The following is a 15176-nucleotide window of genomic DNA, read 5'->3' on the forward strand; positions in this document are numbered from 1 at the left end:
TCTGATGCTTGAGAGATTAGTGGGCGCCATTGTTGCCTGGAGCGAAAGACGCGCCCTGCTGCTGGTGATCTTGTCCCTGCTGCTGACGGCCGGTGCCGGCGTGTTTACGGCGCGCCATCTCGGCATGGATACGGACACGGCCAACATGATTTCGCCGGACCTTTCCTGGCGCAAGGACCTCGCGCATTTCAACAGCCTCTTTCCACAGAATACCGGCTTGCTCGTCGTCATGATCGACGGCAAGACGCCTGATGCTGCCGAAGATGCCGCTGCGGCTCTTTTTGCCAAGATCGAAGCACGTAAGGATCTGTTCGCCACCGCGCGCCGTGCAGATGGCGGCCCCTTCTTTGAAAAATACGGCCTCCTTTTCCTGCCCACCGATCAGGTGCAGAAGATCGCCGATGCGGTAATCGAGGCACAGCCCTTCATCGGTTCGCTGACCCAGGACCCCAGCCTGCGCGGCTTGTTCGATGTGCTGTCTCTGGCGATGCAGGGTGTGATGCAGAAAGCCGGCAGTATCGATCGCCTGGAGAAGCCGCTGGCCGCCATTTCGGCAACGCTCAGCGACGCCCTCTCCGGCAGCCGCCAGGCAATGTCCTGGCAGACCCTGCTGCTTGACCGCCCGGTTGAGGCGCGCGACCTGCGCCGCCTGATCCTCACCCAGCCCAACCGCGACTTCGCTGCGCTTAAGCCCGGCGCCGCGGCAACCGGGTTCATTCGCGACACCGTCAAGGAACTCGGCCTTACACCCGACACCGGCGTCACTATTCGCCTGACCGGTCCGGTGGCACTCAATGACGACGAGTTTGCAACCGTCGCCGAGGGCATGGGATGGGCCCTGCTCATATCGACCGTGCTGGTGCTGCTCTGGCTCTTCATGGCCTTGCGATCGATCAAGCTGATCCTGGCAACCTTCATCACACTGATCATCGGTCTCGTCCTGACCTTTGCCTTCGCCACGCTCGCGGTGGGCAAGCTCAATCTCATTTCAGTGGCTTTCGCTGTAATGTTCATCGGTCTATCGATCGATTTCGGCATCCAGTTCGGTGTGCGCTATGGCCAGGAAAAGGTTGAAGGTGGCCTGACCGGTGCCCTTGTTCGCACCGGCCTTGCCATGGCGCGCCCCTTGACCCTGGCGGCCATTGCCATTGCCGTTGGGTTCGCCGCCTTCATCCCAACCGATTATCGCGGTGTGTCGGAACTCGGCCTCATCGCCACCGCCGGCATGGCGATCACCCTGGCGCTGAACGTCACTCTGCTCCCGGCTCTGCTGGCCCTGCTCAGGCCGCGCATCTTGAGCGGCGAGATGGGTTTCGCCTGGGGCAAGCCAGCCGATCGCTGGCTCGTCAACAACCGCAAGCTTGTCCTTGTCGGCTGGGGAATTGTCGCCGTAATCGGGGTGGTCCTGTCACCGCGGCTGGAATTCGATTTCCATCCCCTGCATCTCAAGGATCCCAAGGTCGAATCCATGGCCGCGATCCTCGACCTGATGAAGGATCCGATCCGTTCGCCCTATGCGATCGAGATCCTGGTGCCCAATGCCGCGGCAGCGGACGAACTGAAGGCAAAACTCGGCAGGCTCCGCGAGGTTCATGCTGTAATCTCGGCCTCCAGCTTCGTGCCCAAGGATCAGGACGATAAACTCGCCATCCTCGGCGATCTGCAGATGCTGATGGGACTGACGTTGGAGCCGATTTCCACCAAACCGGCGCCCACTGTCGACGAGGTTCGCGCTTCACTCAAGCAATGCGCGGCAAAACTGCGCGAAGCCCTGCCCTCATCAGACAAGGCGCAGCAGCTGGCCCGTTTGCTCGACCAGGCCGCAGCAGCGGAAGCCTCTCTGTTTCCGGAGTTGCAGCGTATGCTGGTCGACGGACTCACGCCGCGCCTGAAGATGCTGGCGTCTGCCCTGCAAGCCGAACCGGTGACGTTGGAGACGCTGCCCGACGAGATCCAATCGCAATGGATCGCGGCAGATGGCGAAATGCGCCTCACCGTCATGCCCAAGGGCGATAGCAATGACAGCACCGTGCTGGCTAACTTCGTCACCGCCGTGCGTGGCGTGGCGCCCGAGGCAACCGGCCCGGCCGTGCAGATATATGAGTCAGGCCGCGCCGTCACCAAGGCTTTCCAGATGGCGACCCTCACCGCAATCATCGCCATCGCCATCCTGCTCTTTGCCATCCTGCGTCGCCCGCGGGACGTTGCCTATGTGATGTTGCCATTGCTGATGACAGCGCTGGGTACGATCATCATCTGCGTCACGTTCGGGCTGAAGCTCGATTTCGCCAACATCATTGCACTGCCTCTGCTGCTCGGCATCGGCGTCGCCTTTGACATCTACTTCGTCGTGAACTGGCGTCGCGGTATTGCGGAACCACTGTCGACGAGCACCGCCCGCGCGGTCCTCTTCAGCGCGCTGACGACGGGTTCTTCTTTCGGCAGCCTTGCCCTCTCCAGCCATCCTGGGACCGCCCGCATGGGCATGCTGCTGCTGATTTCGCTGACCATGCTGCTGGTGGTGATCTTCGCCTTCATGCCGGTGCTGATGGGCAAGCCGCCCCAGGCTGCGGAATAGGCAAAGAAAAAGCGGGCGCTGATTGGTCGCCCGCTTCTTGGTATTTCGATTGGTCCGACCGGCCAGACCCGGTCAGGCTTCCTTCTTGAGATCCTCGATCTTCTGCTCAAGCGAGGCGATGAGGGCGTCGGCGCCGCCGTCAACCACCGTCTTGGAGAATTCCGAGCGCAGCTGCGCCATCTGCGAGATGGCGCCGGCGAGATAGATATCGATGACCCGCCACATATTCTTGTTGAAGCGGAACAGATAGTTGAGTTCGACCGGTTCACCGTTCGAGCGGATCAGCTTCGTTTCCACCAGCGTGCGGCCTTCACCGGCTTCTTTCGCCTCACCGACCTGGAACTCCTGACCCTTGAAGGCCTTGAAGCGCGCAGCATAGGTGGTGATCATGTACTTGTTGAATGTGACCAGAACAGCGCCCTTTTGTTCGCCCGGCATCTTGGTCCATTCCGGCCCAACGGCAATCTTGCACATCGTGGCGACATCAAAGGTCTCGTTCAGCACCGGCTCGATCAGCTTGAACCGGCCATCAAAGCCAAGTTCCGCCCCTCGCTTCATGCACTCAAGCAAGGCGGCATAGAATCCATTGATCAGCGTCACTGGGTCCGGCACGGCCTGCGCCAACGCAATGCCCGGCTGAAGCACGGCAGCAGCTCCAAACAAGGCCAGGGCCTCGCGGCGGGACAGGCTCAGCTTAGTCATGCGCGGACACTCGCCTCGGCAACACCCAAGGCGGTCAGCGCTTGGCTGACGATGTGGCGGGCATTGAGGCATGCCACGTCATATTGCTTTTGCGGCGCATCGTGATCGATGCAGATATCCGGCAGGGTCATGGGTCTGATCTTCAAGCCTTTGTCCAGGGCACCACTCTTGGCCAGGAACTGTAGGACATGGGCCGCGAAACCGCCAATGGCTCCTTCCTCGATCGTGATCAACACTTCGTGCTCACGGGCAAGGCGCTTCACCAGATCCTCGTCGAGCGGCTTGCAGAAGCGAGCATCGGCCACAGTGCAGCTAAGGCCCTTAGCCGCGAGTTCGTCGGCTGCCTTCAGCACTTCCACCATCCGGGTACCGTAATTGAGAATGGCGATCTTGGTTCCCTCACGAATGATGCGGCCCTTGCCGATGGGCAGCACTTCGCCGCGCGACGGCAGATCGAGGCCGATACCCTCGCCGCGCGGATAGCGCACGGCGCTGGGGCGATCGTCGATGGCGGCGGCTGTCGCCACCATGTGCATGAGCTCAAGTTCGTCCGAAGGTGCCATCAGAACAAAATTCGGCAGGCAGCCCAGATAGGTGATGTCGTAATTGCCGGCATGGGTTTGGCCGTCAGCGCCGACGAGGCCGGCACGGTCGATGGCAAAACGCACGGGCAGGCTCTGGATGGCGACATCGTGCACCACCTGGTCGTAACCGCGCTGCAGGAAGGTCGAATAGATTGTGCAGAACGGCTTCATGCCTTCGGTCGCCATGCCGGCGCAGAAGGTGACCGCATGTTGCTCGGCGATCGCGACGTCGAAAGTACGGTCGGGGAATTCCTTGCCGAACGCATCAAGGCCGGTGCCGGACTGCATCGCCGCCGTCACCGCGACCACGCGATCATCGGCCTTCGCTTCAGCGATCAGCGCCTTGGCGAAGACGCCGGTATAACTCGGGGCCTTGGGCGCCGACTTCTGCTGTACGCCGGTGGCGACGTCGAATTTGACCACGCCGTGATAGCGGTCAGCCGAGGCTTCGGCGGGCGCATAGCCCTTGCCCTTCTGCGTCACCACATGAACCAGGACCGGGCCAGGTTCGTCCGACTTCGCCAGATTCTGCAGCACGGGCAACAGATGATCGATGTTGTGGCCGTCGATCGGCCCCACGTAATAGAATCCGAGCTCCTCGAACAAGGTACCGCCGCCCGAAATGATGCCGCGAGCATATTCCTCGGCTCGCGCCGCCATCTTCTGCAGCCGGTCAGGCAGGATGCGCAGAGTGTCCTTCGCGAAGTGGCGCAGCGAGCGGAACGAGGTGGAAGACAGTGACCGCGAAAGATAGGCGGACAAGGCGCCGACAGGCGGCGCAATCGACATGTTGTTGTCGTTGAGGATGACGATCAGTTTGGTGTCGCGCGACCCGGCATTGTTCATCGCTTCATAGGCCATGCCGGCCGACATGGAGCCGTCGCCGATAACAGCGATCGCAGCGCGCTTACGGCCCTGCATTTCGCTGCCGACCGCCATGCCGAGGGCCGCCGAAATAGAGGTCGAGGAATGTGCCGTGCCGAACGGATCATATTCCGATTCGGAGCGCTTCACGAAGCCGGAGAGGCCGCCGCCCTGACGCAGGGTGCGAATCCGGTCGCGCCGGCCGGTCAGGATCTTGTGTGGGTAGGCCTGATGTCCTACATCCCAGATCAGGCGGTCATAAGGCGTGTCGAAGACGTAATGAATTGCCACCGTCAATTCGACAACACCAAGACCTGCGCCGAGATGGCCGCCAGTCACCGATACGGCATCGATCGTTTCCTGGCGCAATTCATCGGCCAGTTGGCGCAAATCGGACGGGTCTAGCTGGCGCAGTTGTGCCGGCGTAATGACGCGGTCGAGCAAGGGGGTTTTGCTGGTCAAGAGAAAAGCCTTTTACCCATTGTTGATGCGCCCCAATCCGACGCGCTGCTGGCCGGTCGTCTGTCATCAGCCAAACGCCGGATTAAAAGAGTATTCACGGTTATCCGAATCCGGCTGCTTATAGGCAAAACGCCGGCAAAGTGCCACCCCTTTCCAAAGGGGATTAGCTGCTGTCGGCAGTAAAACCCCCGAAATGGTTGACCAAATCGTTAGATTATTGCGCATTTCCTTGTAACATGCCGGATGTTAGCACCCGCATGGGGTATTTGCTGTGGTCAAACAAGGCAATTCTGTGTAAACGGTGCTTTCAGTCCCAGCTATTCGCCGCGGTTGGTTTGCGTTGAAATAAGGCGCCAAAACTGAGCGCTATGCTAGGGTATTTGTCGCTTTCTTGTTGAACAAATTGGATCGAATGGCATGCGGGTAGTTCTGGCTCAGCCGCGCGGTTTCTGCGCCGGCGTCGAACGCGCGATTGAAATCGTCGAGCGCGCCATCGAGCGCTTTGGACCGCCGGTCTATGTGCGTCACGAAATCGTGCACAACCGGCATGTGGTCGAAGGGTTGCGCGCCAAGGGCGCCGTCTTTGTCGAGGAGCTCGACGAGATTCCTGAAGGCCGTTACGCGATCTTCAGCGCCCATGGTGTTTCCAAGACCGTTGTCCAGGCGGCACAGGAGCGCGGCCTCAATGTCATCGATGCCACCTGCCCGCTTGTTTCCAAGGTCCACACCGAGGGCACGCGCTATGCCGATCAGGGTCGGCAGGTGATCCTCATCGGACATGCCGGCCATCCCGAAGTCGAAGGCACCATGGGCCAGGTGCCGGGCGGCGTTCTTCTGATCTCAACCATCGACGATGTTGCCAAGGTCAATGTTCGCGACCCGGCCAAGCTCGCCTACATTACCCAGACCACGCTGTCAGTCGACGACACCAAAGCCGTGATCGAGGCCCTGAAGGCCCGCTTCCCGGAGATCGTCGGCCCCAGCACCAAGGACATCTGCTACGCCACGCAGAATCGCCAGCAGGCCGTGCGTCAGTTGGCTGAACAGGTCGACCTCGTCCTTGTCATCGGCGCCCCCAATTCGTCGAACTCCAACCGCCTCAAGGAACTGGCCAAAGAATTGGGCATCAAGAGCTACCTGATCGAGGACGCTTCACAGCTGCGTCCCGAATGGCTCGTCGATGTCGGCTCCGTCGGCGTCACCGCCGGCGCCTCGGCGCCCGATGTTCTGGTCCAGGATTTGGTTGCACGGCTTCAGGAACTGAAGGACGTCCAGGTCGAATTGATGCGAGGCGTCGAAGAGAACGTCCGTTTCCGCTTGCCGCCCGAACTGGCTGACCAGTCGGCCGCGGCGCAGTAAAGAATAAGAAGAAGGAGATCACCCCTTGTCCGTCCCATTGCGCCAAGCCATCCGCGTCGGATCGTATGTGGTCAAGCAGCACATCCTGGGTCGCAAGCGTTATCCGCTCGTGCTCATGCTGGAGCCATTGTTCCGCTGCAATCTCGCCTGCTCCGGCTGCGGCAAGATCGATTACCCGGCCGAGATCCTCAATAAGCGCATCTCGGTGCAGGAAGCCCTCGACGCCGCCAATGAATGTGGCGCGCCTGTGGTTTCCATCGCTGGCGGCGAGCCGCTGCTGCACAAGGAACTGCCGGAGATCGTCGATCGCCTGATCAACGAGCAGAAGCGTTCGATCTATCTGTGCACCAATGCCCTTCTTCTCGAAAAGAAGATGGATCTCTACAAGCCGTCGCCCTATTTCACCTGGTCCGTTCACCTCGACGGTTCGAAGGCCGAGCATGACAAGTCGGTCTGCCAGGAAGGCGTCTACGAGCAGGCCGTGGATGCCATCAAGAAGGCCAAGGCGGCCGGCTTCAACGTCAACATCAACTGCACGTTCTTCGACGGCACCGATGCTGATCGTGCAGCGAGCTTCTTCGACGACGTGATGGCCATGGGCGTTGATGGCATCACCGTCTCGCCGGGCTATGCCTATGAGCGCGCGCCCGACCAGCAGCATTTCCTCAATCGGAAGAAGACCAAGGATCTGTTCCGTGCCATCTTCCGCAAAGGCAATGGTGGTCGTCGCTGGCAGTTCAGCCAGTCAACCCTGTTCCTCGACTTCCTGGCCGGTAACCAGGCCTATCACTGCACGCCCTGGGCCAACCCGACCCGCAACGTGTTTGGCTGGCAGCGCCCTTGCTATCTGCTCGGTGAAGGCTACGCCAAGTCTTTCACCGAACTCATGGAAACAACCGATTGGGATAAGTACGGCGTCGGCAATTACGAGAAGTGCGCCGATTGCATGGTCCATTCAGGCTTCGAAGGCAGCGCCGTGAAAGACACCATTCGCAGCCCACTGAAGGCCTTGAAGGTCGTCATGAAGGGCATCGAAACGGAAAAGCCGATGGTGGCCGACATCTCGCTCGATAAGCAGCGTCCGGCCGAATACGTCTTCTCAAGCCATGTCGAGAAGGCGATGCACGAGATCCACGAGGAGAAAGAGCGCCTAAAGCAGGGCCGCGCGGCTGCGGAATAACGCCGCCATCGCGGTTCGCGAGCGCAGCGCAACGCGGATCAGCCCAGGCAATTGCCAGGGCCTTATGAGCAAAGACTGAAGGACGGCGCCGATCGCGGGCCGTCCTTCTTCGTTGAGGCCTACAAGTGCCGCTGGCGGAACATTATCCTGCGCCGTATCGGCCACAGCGCGGATCACCAGGAATGGCAGGCCATGCCGACTGGCGATCTCTGCCACATGATGGCTTTCCATATCGACCGCAACGGCACCGGTCGCCTTGAACAGCGCGCTCTTTTCGGCTGATGTGGAGGCTGCGATGGATCGCCCGGCAATCACACCGCCGATGGCCTCACTCTTTTCCAACACGCGGTGCCGCCATGCGGCGTCACAGGGAAAGCGCCGTCCATCGGCGAGTTCCACCGCTTCGGCAACGACTAGGTCGCCCGGCTGCAGCGCCGGATCGAGTGCACCGGCAATGCCGAAACTCAGCAACGACGTCGCACCAGCCGCGATGAGCTCTTCGGTCTTCCGCCGCGTGGCCCCCGCATGCCCGCCGCCGGCAACCACATGATAGCCGAGCCCATCAAGAAGCCTGGCTTCGGCCAACATCCCGGTGACGACGCCGATCGTCATCACATCCCGTACATGACGTGTTGCGCGTTACCCTGCTTGAGGTTGCGATACCGCGCCATCGCCCAAATAGGGAAGAACGCCTTGTAGCCGTGGTAACGCAGGTAGAAAACACGTGGGAAGCCGACGGCAGTGTATTCCTGCTCGTCCCAGGTGCCGTCAGCCTTTTGCGTGTCGGTGAGATACGCCATGCCGCGCGCCACAGCGGGGCTATCGACCTCGCCAGCTGCCATCAGGCCGAGCACGCCCCAGGCCGTTTGCGAGGGCGTGGATTCCGGCCCTTCACCACGCGGCTTGTCGGCCCAATAGCTATCGCCGCTTTCACCCCAGCCGCCATCCGCGCGCTGCTTGCTGATCAGGAATGCCACCGCCTTGCGCATGGCCGGATGGTCCGGCGGCAGCCCGATCGCATTCAACGCGCATAGCACGGACCAAGTGCCATAGATGTAGTTGGTGCCCCAGCGTCCGAACCAGGCGCCATCCGCTTCCTGCTCGCGCAGCAGGTAGTCAACGGCCGCCGTCACCTTCGGGTGATCGATCTTGTAACCGAGCTGTGCCAGCATGGAGAGGCAACGCGCGGAGACGTCTGCCGTCGGCGGATCAAGCAGCGCACCGTGATCGGCGAATGGAATGTGGTTGAGATAGTAGTACTCATTGTCAGCGTCGAAAGCACCCCAGCCGCCATTCTTGCTTTGCAGGCCAAAGATCCACTCCACGGCACGGTCGATCGATTCCTTGTAGCGGGCATGGTCCAGGCGATCCATTGCCATCACCACGACAGCGGTATCATCAACATCCGGGTAATGCGCGTTGTTGTACTGGAAGGCCCAGCCGCCAGGACGCACGCCCGGCGCCTTCACCGCCCAATCGCCGACCACGTCCAGAATCTGCCGGTCCTTCAGCCAGTCGGTGGCCGCAGTTACGCGTGCCGCCGCCTCTCCGCCCACCTCAAGCAGGGCATGGGCCGTGAGGCCCGTATCCCAGACTGGCGACAGACAGGGCTGGCAGTAGGCCTCATCATCCTTGACTACCATCAGCTTTTCGATCGACTGCTTGGCGATGACGAAATTGGGGTCATTCTTGTCAAAGCCCAGCACATCGAACATCATGACCGAATTGGCCATTGCCGGGTAAATGGCGCCCAGCCCGTCTTCGCCATTGAGGCGCTCGATCGTCCAGGCCACGGCCTTGTCGACCGCTTTCTGGCGAACGCTCTTCGGAAACAACCCGTCGACGCGCTGCAGGATACGATCGACCACGCGGAAGAAGACTGCCCAAGGTCCTTTACGGTCCATATTGTACCAATTGGTGACCTGTTCCGGCGGCACCAGGAACAGTTCCCGCACATCGACCCGCTTCGGGTTGCGTGCCTTGGGTTGCTTCGACATCAGCACCAGCAGCGGCACGATCACCGTGCGCGACCAATAGCTGACCTTGTCGAGATGGAACGGAAACCAGCGTGGCAGATGCATGATCTCAACCGGCATCTTCGGTACGCCCCGCCAAGGGATCTGACCGAATAGCGCAAGCTGGATCAGCGTGAAGACATTGCTCTTCACCGCGCCGCCGAATCCCAGGATCGCTTCGCGCGCCCGCTTCATATGCGGCGCATCAATATCCTCGCCACAGATCTTGAGGGCGTAATACGCCTTCACGGAGGCCGAGATGTTGAAGGCGCCACCGTGATAGAGCGGCCAGCCGCCATGGGCACCCTGGATGTTCTTCAGATACCGAACGATCTTCGCTTCCGTGGCCGTGTCAATCTCGTCCAGGAAGTGCTTCAGCAAGACATACTCGGCGGGAATAGTCGCATCGGCCTCCAGTTCAAAGGCCCAATGGCCATCTTCCCGCTGTTGCTTCAGCAGGGCGTCGGCAGCTTTTTCGATTCCCAGTTCCAAACGTCCCGCCAATGCGGCAACGCCAATCTCCGCCTGGGCAGCGAGGTTGCGACTGCTCATTCTTTTGAATCACTCTAATATTTTCTGATGACTGGCCGGAGAATGCGCGACTTTTCCCCTGTTTTCAACCCTTTACCGTATGATTCGCGGATTCCCCTGCTACCGTTAATTCGTGATATTTCAATGCTTTATTAATTCTCGTCAGTCATTTTTCTGGCTCGGTCCGGAAGGTGTTCGATGCTGGCAGGAATTCAGCGATGGTTGGGCGGTAGGCTGTCTCGGCAGCTGATGGCGGCTCTGGCGGTCAGCGTCTTCCTGATCGGCGCGCCAGCCGGCTTCCTGCTATATTTCTTCAGCGAGCGCTGGGCGCTGGAAGACGCCAAGCACATCATCCTCAGCATTCAGGAAAGCAAGCGCCGCGAGATCGAAGCGACGCTTGCCATGGCAGAGCCCAGTCTCACCAAGTTGCAAGGCTTCATTGCGGCAGCCATGGTGCCGCCCCCTGGGCCGGCCGACAAAGCCGCCCTGAAGCGCCTCGCGATACCGTTCATCGACGGTACGATGCGGTCCGATCCCAAGAAATTCAACGGTAGGCAGCACGCCGGGCTCTATCTCGACCCGCGAACGCCGCGCACCGAGGCCTCTCTAGCCCTGCATGCGCGCCTATATCCCATCATCGACCTCTATGGCGCGGGAACGGTCCCAACCTTCGACTCGCTCTGGCTCCTCACGCGCTGGCATTCGATGATCGTTCTGATGCCGCGCGTGCCGTCTTTCATCTGGGACGCCACGCCGGAAGATGACTACACGAAGACGGAATGGATCGAGGGTGCCGACCCGGCCGTCAACCCGACGCGGTCACTGTATTGGACCAAACCAGCGTATGATCCCGTGGCACGGTCATGGATGGTGAGCGTCGCCAAGCCCATGGATATCAACGGCCAATGGGTGGGCTCGATTGGGCATGATCTTTTTCTTGCCGGCCTCTTCGATCGCCTCGCCAGCAATCCGAGCTTTGCCAAGTCGCAGGATTTTCTGATCGACGCTGATGGCGGCTACATGCTGGCCGGCGAATGGCAGAATCAGATCGAAAGCGTCGCTTTCTCGGCGCCGGACAAAGCAGTCATCGACAAAGCCCTCGCTCCGGTCATAAAGAGACTTGGCGATTTGGAGACATCGATCGTCACGACGACGGAATTCCAAGGCCAGCCGGTGTTGGCAACTGCGAGCAGGATCGCCGGGCCGAACTGGACATTGATCGACATCGTGCCGCAAGAAAGCGTCGCGGGGCGCGTTCCCGACGCTTTCCTCGGATCCGCCATCGTCACCCTGATCGCCTTCCTGCTGGTCGCCATGGCTATTCACGCCCTTGTTCAGCAGCGTGTCGTCCAGCCGTTGCGGCTGCTGGCTGGTTCCGTGCAGCGCTTTGAGAATGGTGAACAGGACGTCCGTGCCGAGATTCGCCGCAGTGACGAACTTGGTCGCCTCGCCAGCACCTTCAACGCCATGGCGGAGCGTATCAGCAAGTCGCATCGCAAGCTCGAAGAGGCGCGTCGCGAGCTGGAGAGTCGTAATTCCGAGCTGCAGCGCGCCAACCGCACCAAGTCGAATGTGCTCGCCAATATGAGCCACGAGTTCCGCACTCCTCTCAACGCCATCCTAGGCTTCTCGGAAATTCTGAATTTGCAGCTCTATGGACCGCTCGGCGACAAGCGCTACGGCGAATATGTCGGCCATATCCACCACAGCGGCAAGCATCTCCTCGACCTCATCAACGACATCCTTGATCTGTCCAAGATCGAGGCCGACAAAATGGATCTTAAGTTTGACAGCTATGATATCCGGCCGCTGATCGATGGCTGTCTCGCCATGGTGAAGCCGGCAGCCGACGAACGCGGAGTCATCCTGCATGCACCGGCCGGCACTTTGCCCATTGTTCTCAATTGCGACAGACGCGCCTTTAACCAGATGCTGCTCAACCTGCTCAGCAACGCGATCCGCCACACCCCGGCCGCGGGCACCGTATCAGTCAGTGCCGATCCCACACCGCAGGGCGGCCTGATGGTGGCCGTCTCCGACACCGGCTCTGGCATTCCTGACCGTATGCTGCCGCTGCTCTTCTCCCCCTTCGGAATCCGTTCGGCGCATATCGCGGAGAATGCGCCAGCGGGCCGCGGCGGCACCGGGCTCGGCCTTTCCATCACCAGGGGATTGATTCGCCTGCACGAGGGTGATGTGACGGTGGAAACAAAGGTCGGCCAAGGCACCCGCATGGGGCTGGTATTCCCGCCGCAACGAGTGAAGCAGGACTATCTCTCGCCGGTTCAAGCGAAGGCGGAAGCACTCATCAACTGATCCGAAATCGAATCGACGCTCTTCTTGCTGAAAGTCGCTGTCATCGTACCGATTTCGAAGCCCCAGCGCGTAACAGTGGCACGGTTGAGGATGACGCCGCCCGGCTGCAGGAACAACCAATCGTCAAAGGCGACGCGCCAATGTCCGCCGCCTACTTTAAGATTGAGCTTATAGCACCACTGGAACGCATTGCCGACAACCCGGCCCTTCGCCATGCCGATCACGTCGCTGGCGACGCCTTCATAACGCCCGTGACCCAGGCTCGCGAGCCGCCAGGTACGTCGGTCTGTCGAGCCGTCATCAAAGAGGAAATCTTCGGAGAGAACGAGAATGTCGCCCTCTATCTCACCCATCATGTCGATCGTGAACTGGGTCCGCAGATTGCCAAAACGGTCGTGGAACATCCCAGCGCCACGCGTCTTGCCAAGAAAGTATTTTTCCGGCTCAAACATCGGCTGATTTCCGCCAAAAAACTCGATCTTCATCACATCACATCCGCAACGGGGCCATGTCTTTGCTCCAGTTACGGACTGCGTGCCGATATAGATCACTCCTTCAGCGCTGCAGTTTCAGATGCACGACATCGATCGAGCCCGCCTTGAACCCGGCCTCGCAGTAGGCGAGATAATAAGTCCACATACGGCGGAAGCGATCGTCAAAGCCTAGGGGCTGGATGCGCGGCCAGGCCTGCAAGAAGGATTCCCGCCACTCGCGTAAGGTGCGCGCATAGGAACCAGCAAAGCCGTCCTCGCCCAGGAACTCCAGTCCACTCTCGCGCGCCAGCCCGCGTAAGGCGGTGCTGGTTGGGAGCATGCCACCAGGGAAGATATAACGCTGGATGAAATCGGCATTGCGCCGATAGCTTTCGAAACGCGCCTCGGCGATGGTGATGATCTGCAAGACCGCTGTGCCACCCTGGTTCAACCGCTCTCGCAGGACGTCAAAATATCGCTTCCAATGCGCTTCGCCTACCGCCTCGAACATCTCGATCGAGACGATGCTATCGAAGCGCCCGGGACAATCGCGGTAATCCTGCAGGCGCAGTTCGACCCTGTCAGCAAGGCCCTGCCGCTGCATGCGCGCCCGGGCAAAGGCCAATTGCTCTTTCGACAAAGTGAGACCCGTAACATTGCAGCCAAAATCGCGCGCCGCCACTTCGGCAAAACCGCCCCAGCCGCAGCCGATCTCCAGCACATGCTTGCCGGGCGCCAGTTCCGCCAACTCCGCCACGCGCCGGTACTTGTCGGCCTGCGCCGCCTCAAGTTCATTGGCGCCGCGTTCGAAATAGGCCGAAGAATAGGTCATCGAGGGATCGAGCCATTTGCCGTAGAACTCGTTCCCCAGATCGTAGTGATAAGCGATGTTGCGCTTGGCACCGGCTTTGCTGTTGGGCCGCATCAGATGGAGCAGTCGGTGCCACGCCTTCACCAGCCGCTTACCAGATAGCGCCGCCGCCATCGCCTGCTCGTTACGCGCCGCCAGTTCGATGAGGTCTGTGAGGTCCGGGCTGTCCACTTCGCCCGCCATGTAGGCCTCGGCAAAGCCGATATCGCCACCGCGCAGGAGCCGCTGGATGCCTTTGAGATCACGGATCTCAAGCTCCGCTTCGGGACCTGGCTCCGCGCCCTCGACAGCGTGGCGGCGACCATCGGGAAACAGCACTGCGAGGCGCCCGACCCGCAGATGGTTGAGGGTGCGGTTGAAGACCGTCTCCCAAAGACCGGACATGAGGCCTCTGTTCCCCATGTCTGCTCCATGGCTTTCGGGATTATGCGGATCCCGGCTCTGAAAAGACCCCGCCATGCTTGTCCCCCCTCATGTCAGGTGCGGCAATGTCAGACCGACGGGAAGTATCGACGGATCCTGGCCGTTTGTGAAGCGGGACCCCCTTAAGCCACAATTTCAGGGCTTCCCAATGAATGCCGGCCACGACTTTGAGGGTGAGAAGCGGGTAAACCACCAACAGCCGCAGCAGGGCCTTTTCGGTCAACTCCCGGCGCCGTCCCGCGAAGGCCGCCCGCAGCAAATGGCCGCCGGCATCGTGCTGGTCGATGGAGAGCGCCACCTTCTCACCCGGCAGCCGCACGGCAAAATGATAGCCACCCGAGACGTCGTTGAAGGGCGAAACATAGAGGCGCTTCGCGCAGGTCTGGAAAACCTTGTCTCCCGCGGCCTCTGCCGGCAGCACATATGCATGACGTGCGCCAAAGGTGTTATTCACTTCATATAGAATCGCAGCGATCTCGCCAGATGCTGCATAGCAAAAAAAGACCGAGATCGGGTTGAAGACAAAGCCGAAAACGCGTGGGAAACACATCAGCTTGATGCGCCCGATGTCGCCGGCGACCCCGCCCGCCCGCAGTTCCCGCAGCACCCAGGCCTTGAGGTTGCCGCTGCCGTCGCCATGATCCTTGGCGCGAAACGAGAGCGGCGCCGGGCGTTCGATGCCGAGCATGGCAAACTGCAGGTCCGGCAACTCATCGAGATCGAGCACAAGATAGAACACGCTATAGCGCAGATGATGCCGCTTCGGTCGTACCCGTCGATGCATGACGCTGCCGCAATAGATGCCCGATCGCCACATG

General features: G+C 60.5%; 11 protein-coding genes. 4 read left to right on the plus strand and 7 right to left on the minus strand.

Annotated features, from left to right (window positions below; genetic code table 11):
• The first annotated feature begins 4 nt into the window (after positions 1–4).
• Positions 5–2578, plus strand: coding sequence for an MMPL family transporter (locus tag ACE3OA_RS15670; protein ID WP_374312355.1), 2574 nt, complete (start codon positions 5–7; stop codon positions 2576–2578).
• A 72-nt stretch (positions 2579–2650) separates the two neighbouring features.
• Here the strand turns inward: ACE3OA_RS15670 and ACE3OA_RS15675 are convergent, their stop codons facing one another.
• A complete protein-coding gene (locus tag ACE3OA_RS15675; RefSeq protein ID WP_374312357.1) occupies positions 2651–3280 on the minus strand; it encodes an ABC transporter substrate-binding protein in 630 nt (209 codons plus the stop codon).
• A complete protein-coding gene (gene dxs / locus ACE3OA_RS15680) occupies positions 3277–5190 on the minus strand; it encodes a 1-deoxy-D-xylulose-5-phosphate synthase (RefSeq protein ID WP_374312359.1) in 1914 nt (637 codons plus the stop codon). The genes ACE3OA_RS15675 and dxs overlap by 4 nt, the downstream gene beginning before the upstream one ends.
• 417 nt (positions 5191–5607) lie before the next feature.
• Between dxs and ispH the strand changes: the two genes are divergently transcribed.
• Entirely contained in the window at positions 5608–6549 is a 942-nt protein-coding gene (ispH, locus tag ACE3OA_RS15685; RefSeq protein WP_374312361.1) for a 4-hydroxy-3-methylbut-2-enyl diphosphate reductase, read from the plus strand.
• Positions 6550–6574: 25 nt separating this feature from the next.
• Entirely contained in the window at positions 6575–7729 is a 1155-nt protein-coding gene (hpnH, locus tag ACE3OA_RS15690; RefSeq protein WP_374312363.1) for an adenosyl-hopene transferase HpnH, read from the plus strand.
• Here the strand turns inward: hpnH and ACE3OA_RS15695 are convergent.
• Both ACE3OA_RS15695 and shc read right to left on the minus strand, forming a co-directional pair.
• On the minus strand, positions 7700–8341 hold the full coding sequence (locus ACE3OA_RS15695) for a nucleoside phosphorylase (RefSeq protein ID WP_374312365.1): 642 nt from the start codon (positions 8339–8341) through the stop codon (positions 7700–7702). The two genes, hpnH and ACE3OA_RS15695, sit on opposite strands and share 30 nt — an antisense overlap.
• Positions 8341–10296 carry a squalene--hopene cyclase gene (gene shc, locus ACE3OA_RS15700; protein WP_374312367.1) on the minus strand — a complete coding sequence of 652 codons (1956 nt, stop codon included), beginning with the start codon at positions 10294–10296 and terminating at the stop codon, positions 8341–8343. The genes ACE3OA_RS15695 and shc overlap by 1 nt, the downstream gene beginning before the upstream one ends.
• Before the next feature lie 177 nt (positions 10297–10473).
• Here shc and ACE3OA_RS15705 point away from each other — a divergent pair, with 177 nt between their 5' ends.
• Complete coding sequence (locus ACE3OA_RS15705; RefSeq protein ID WP_374312369.1) at positions 10474–12591, plus strand: sensor histidine kinase; 2118 nt, start codon at positions 10474–10476, stop codon at positions 12589–12591.
• Here ACE3OA_RS15705 and ACE3OA_RS15710 read toward each other — a convergent pair.
• The 3 genes from ACE3OA_RS15710 to ACE3OA_RS15720 form a co-directional block, all read right to left on the minus strand.
• On the minus strand, positions 12561–13076 hold the full coding sequence (locus ACE3OA_RS15710; protein WP_374313035.1) for a DUF3833 family protein: 516 nt from the start codon (positions 13074–13076) through the stop codon (positions 12561–12563). The genes ACE3OA_RS15705 and ACE3OA_RS15710 overlap by 31 nt on opposite strands.
• 70 nt (positions 13077–13146) lie before the next feature.
• On the minus strand, positions 13147–14319 hold the full coding sequence (locus ACE3OA_RS15715; protein ID WP_374312371.1) for a class I SAM-dependent methyltransferase: 1173 nt from the start codon (positions 14317–14319) through the stop codon (positions 13147–13149).
• A gap of 40 nt (positions 14320–14359) precedes the next feature.
• Complete coding sequence (locus ACE3OA_RS15720; protein ID WP_374312373.1) at positions 14360–15175, minus strand: DUF1365 domain-containing protein; 816 nt, start codon at positions 15173–15175, stop codon at positions 14360–14362.
• Position 15176: the final 1 nt, after the last annotated feature.

The sequence above is a fragment of the Dongia sp. genome (genome assembly GCF_041906375.1).
In the GTDB taxonomy this organism is placed as follows: domain Bacteria; phylum Pseudomonadota; class Alphaproteobacteria; order Dongiales; family Dongiaceae; genus Dongia.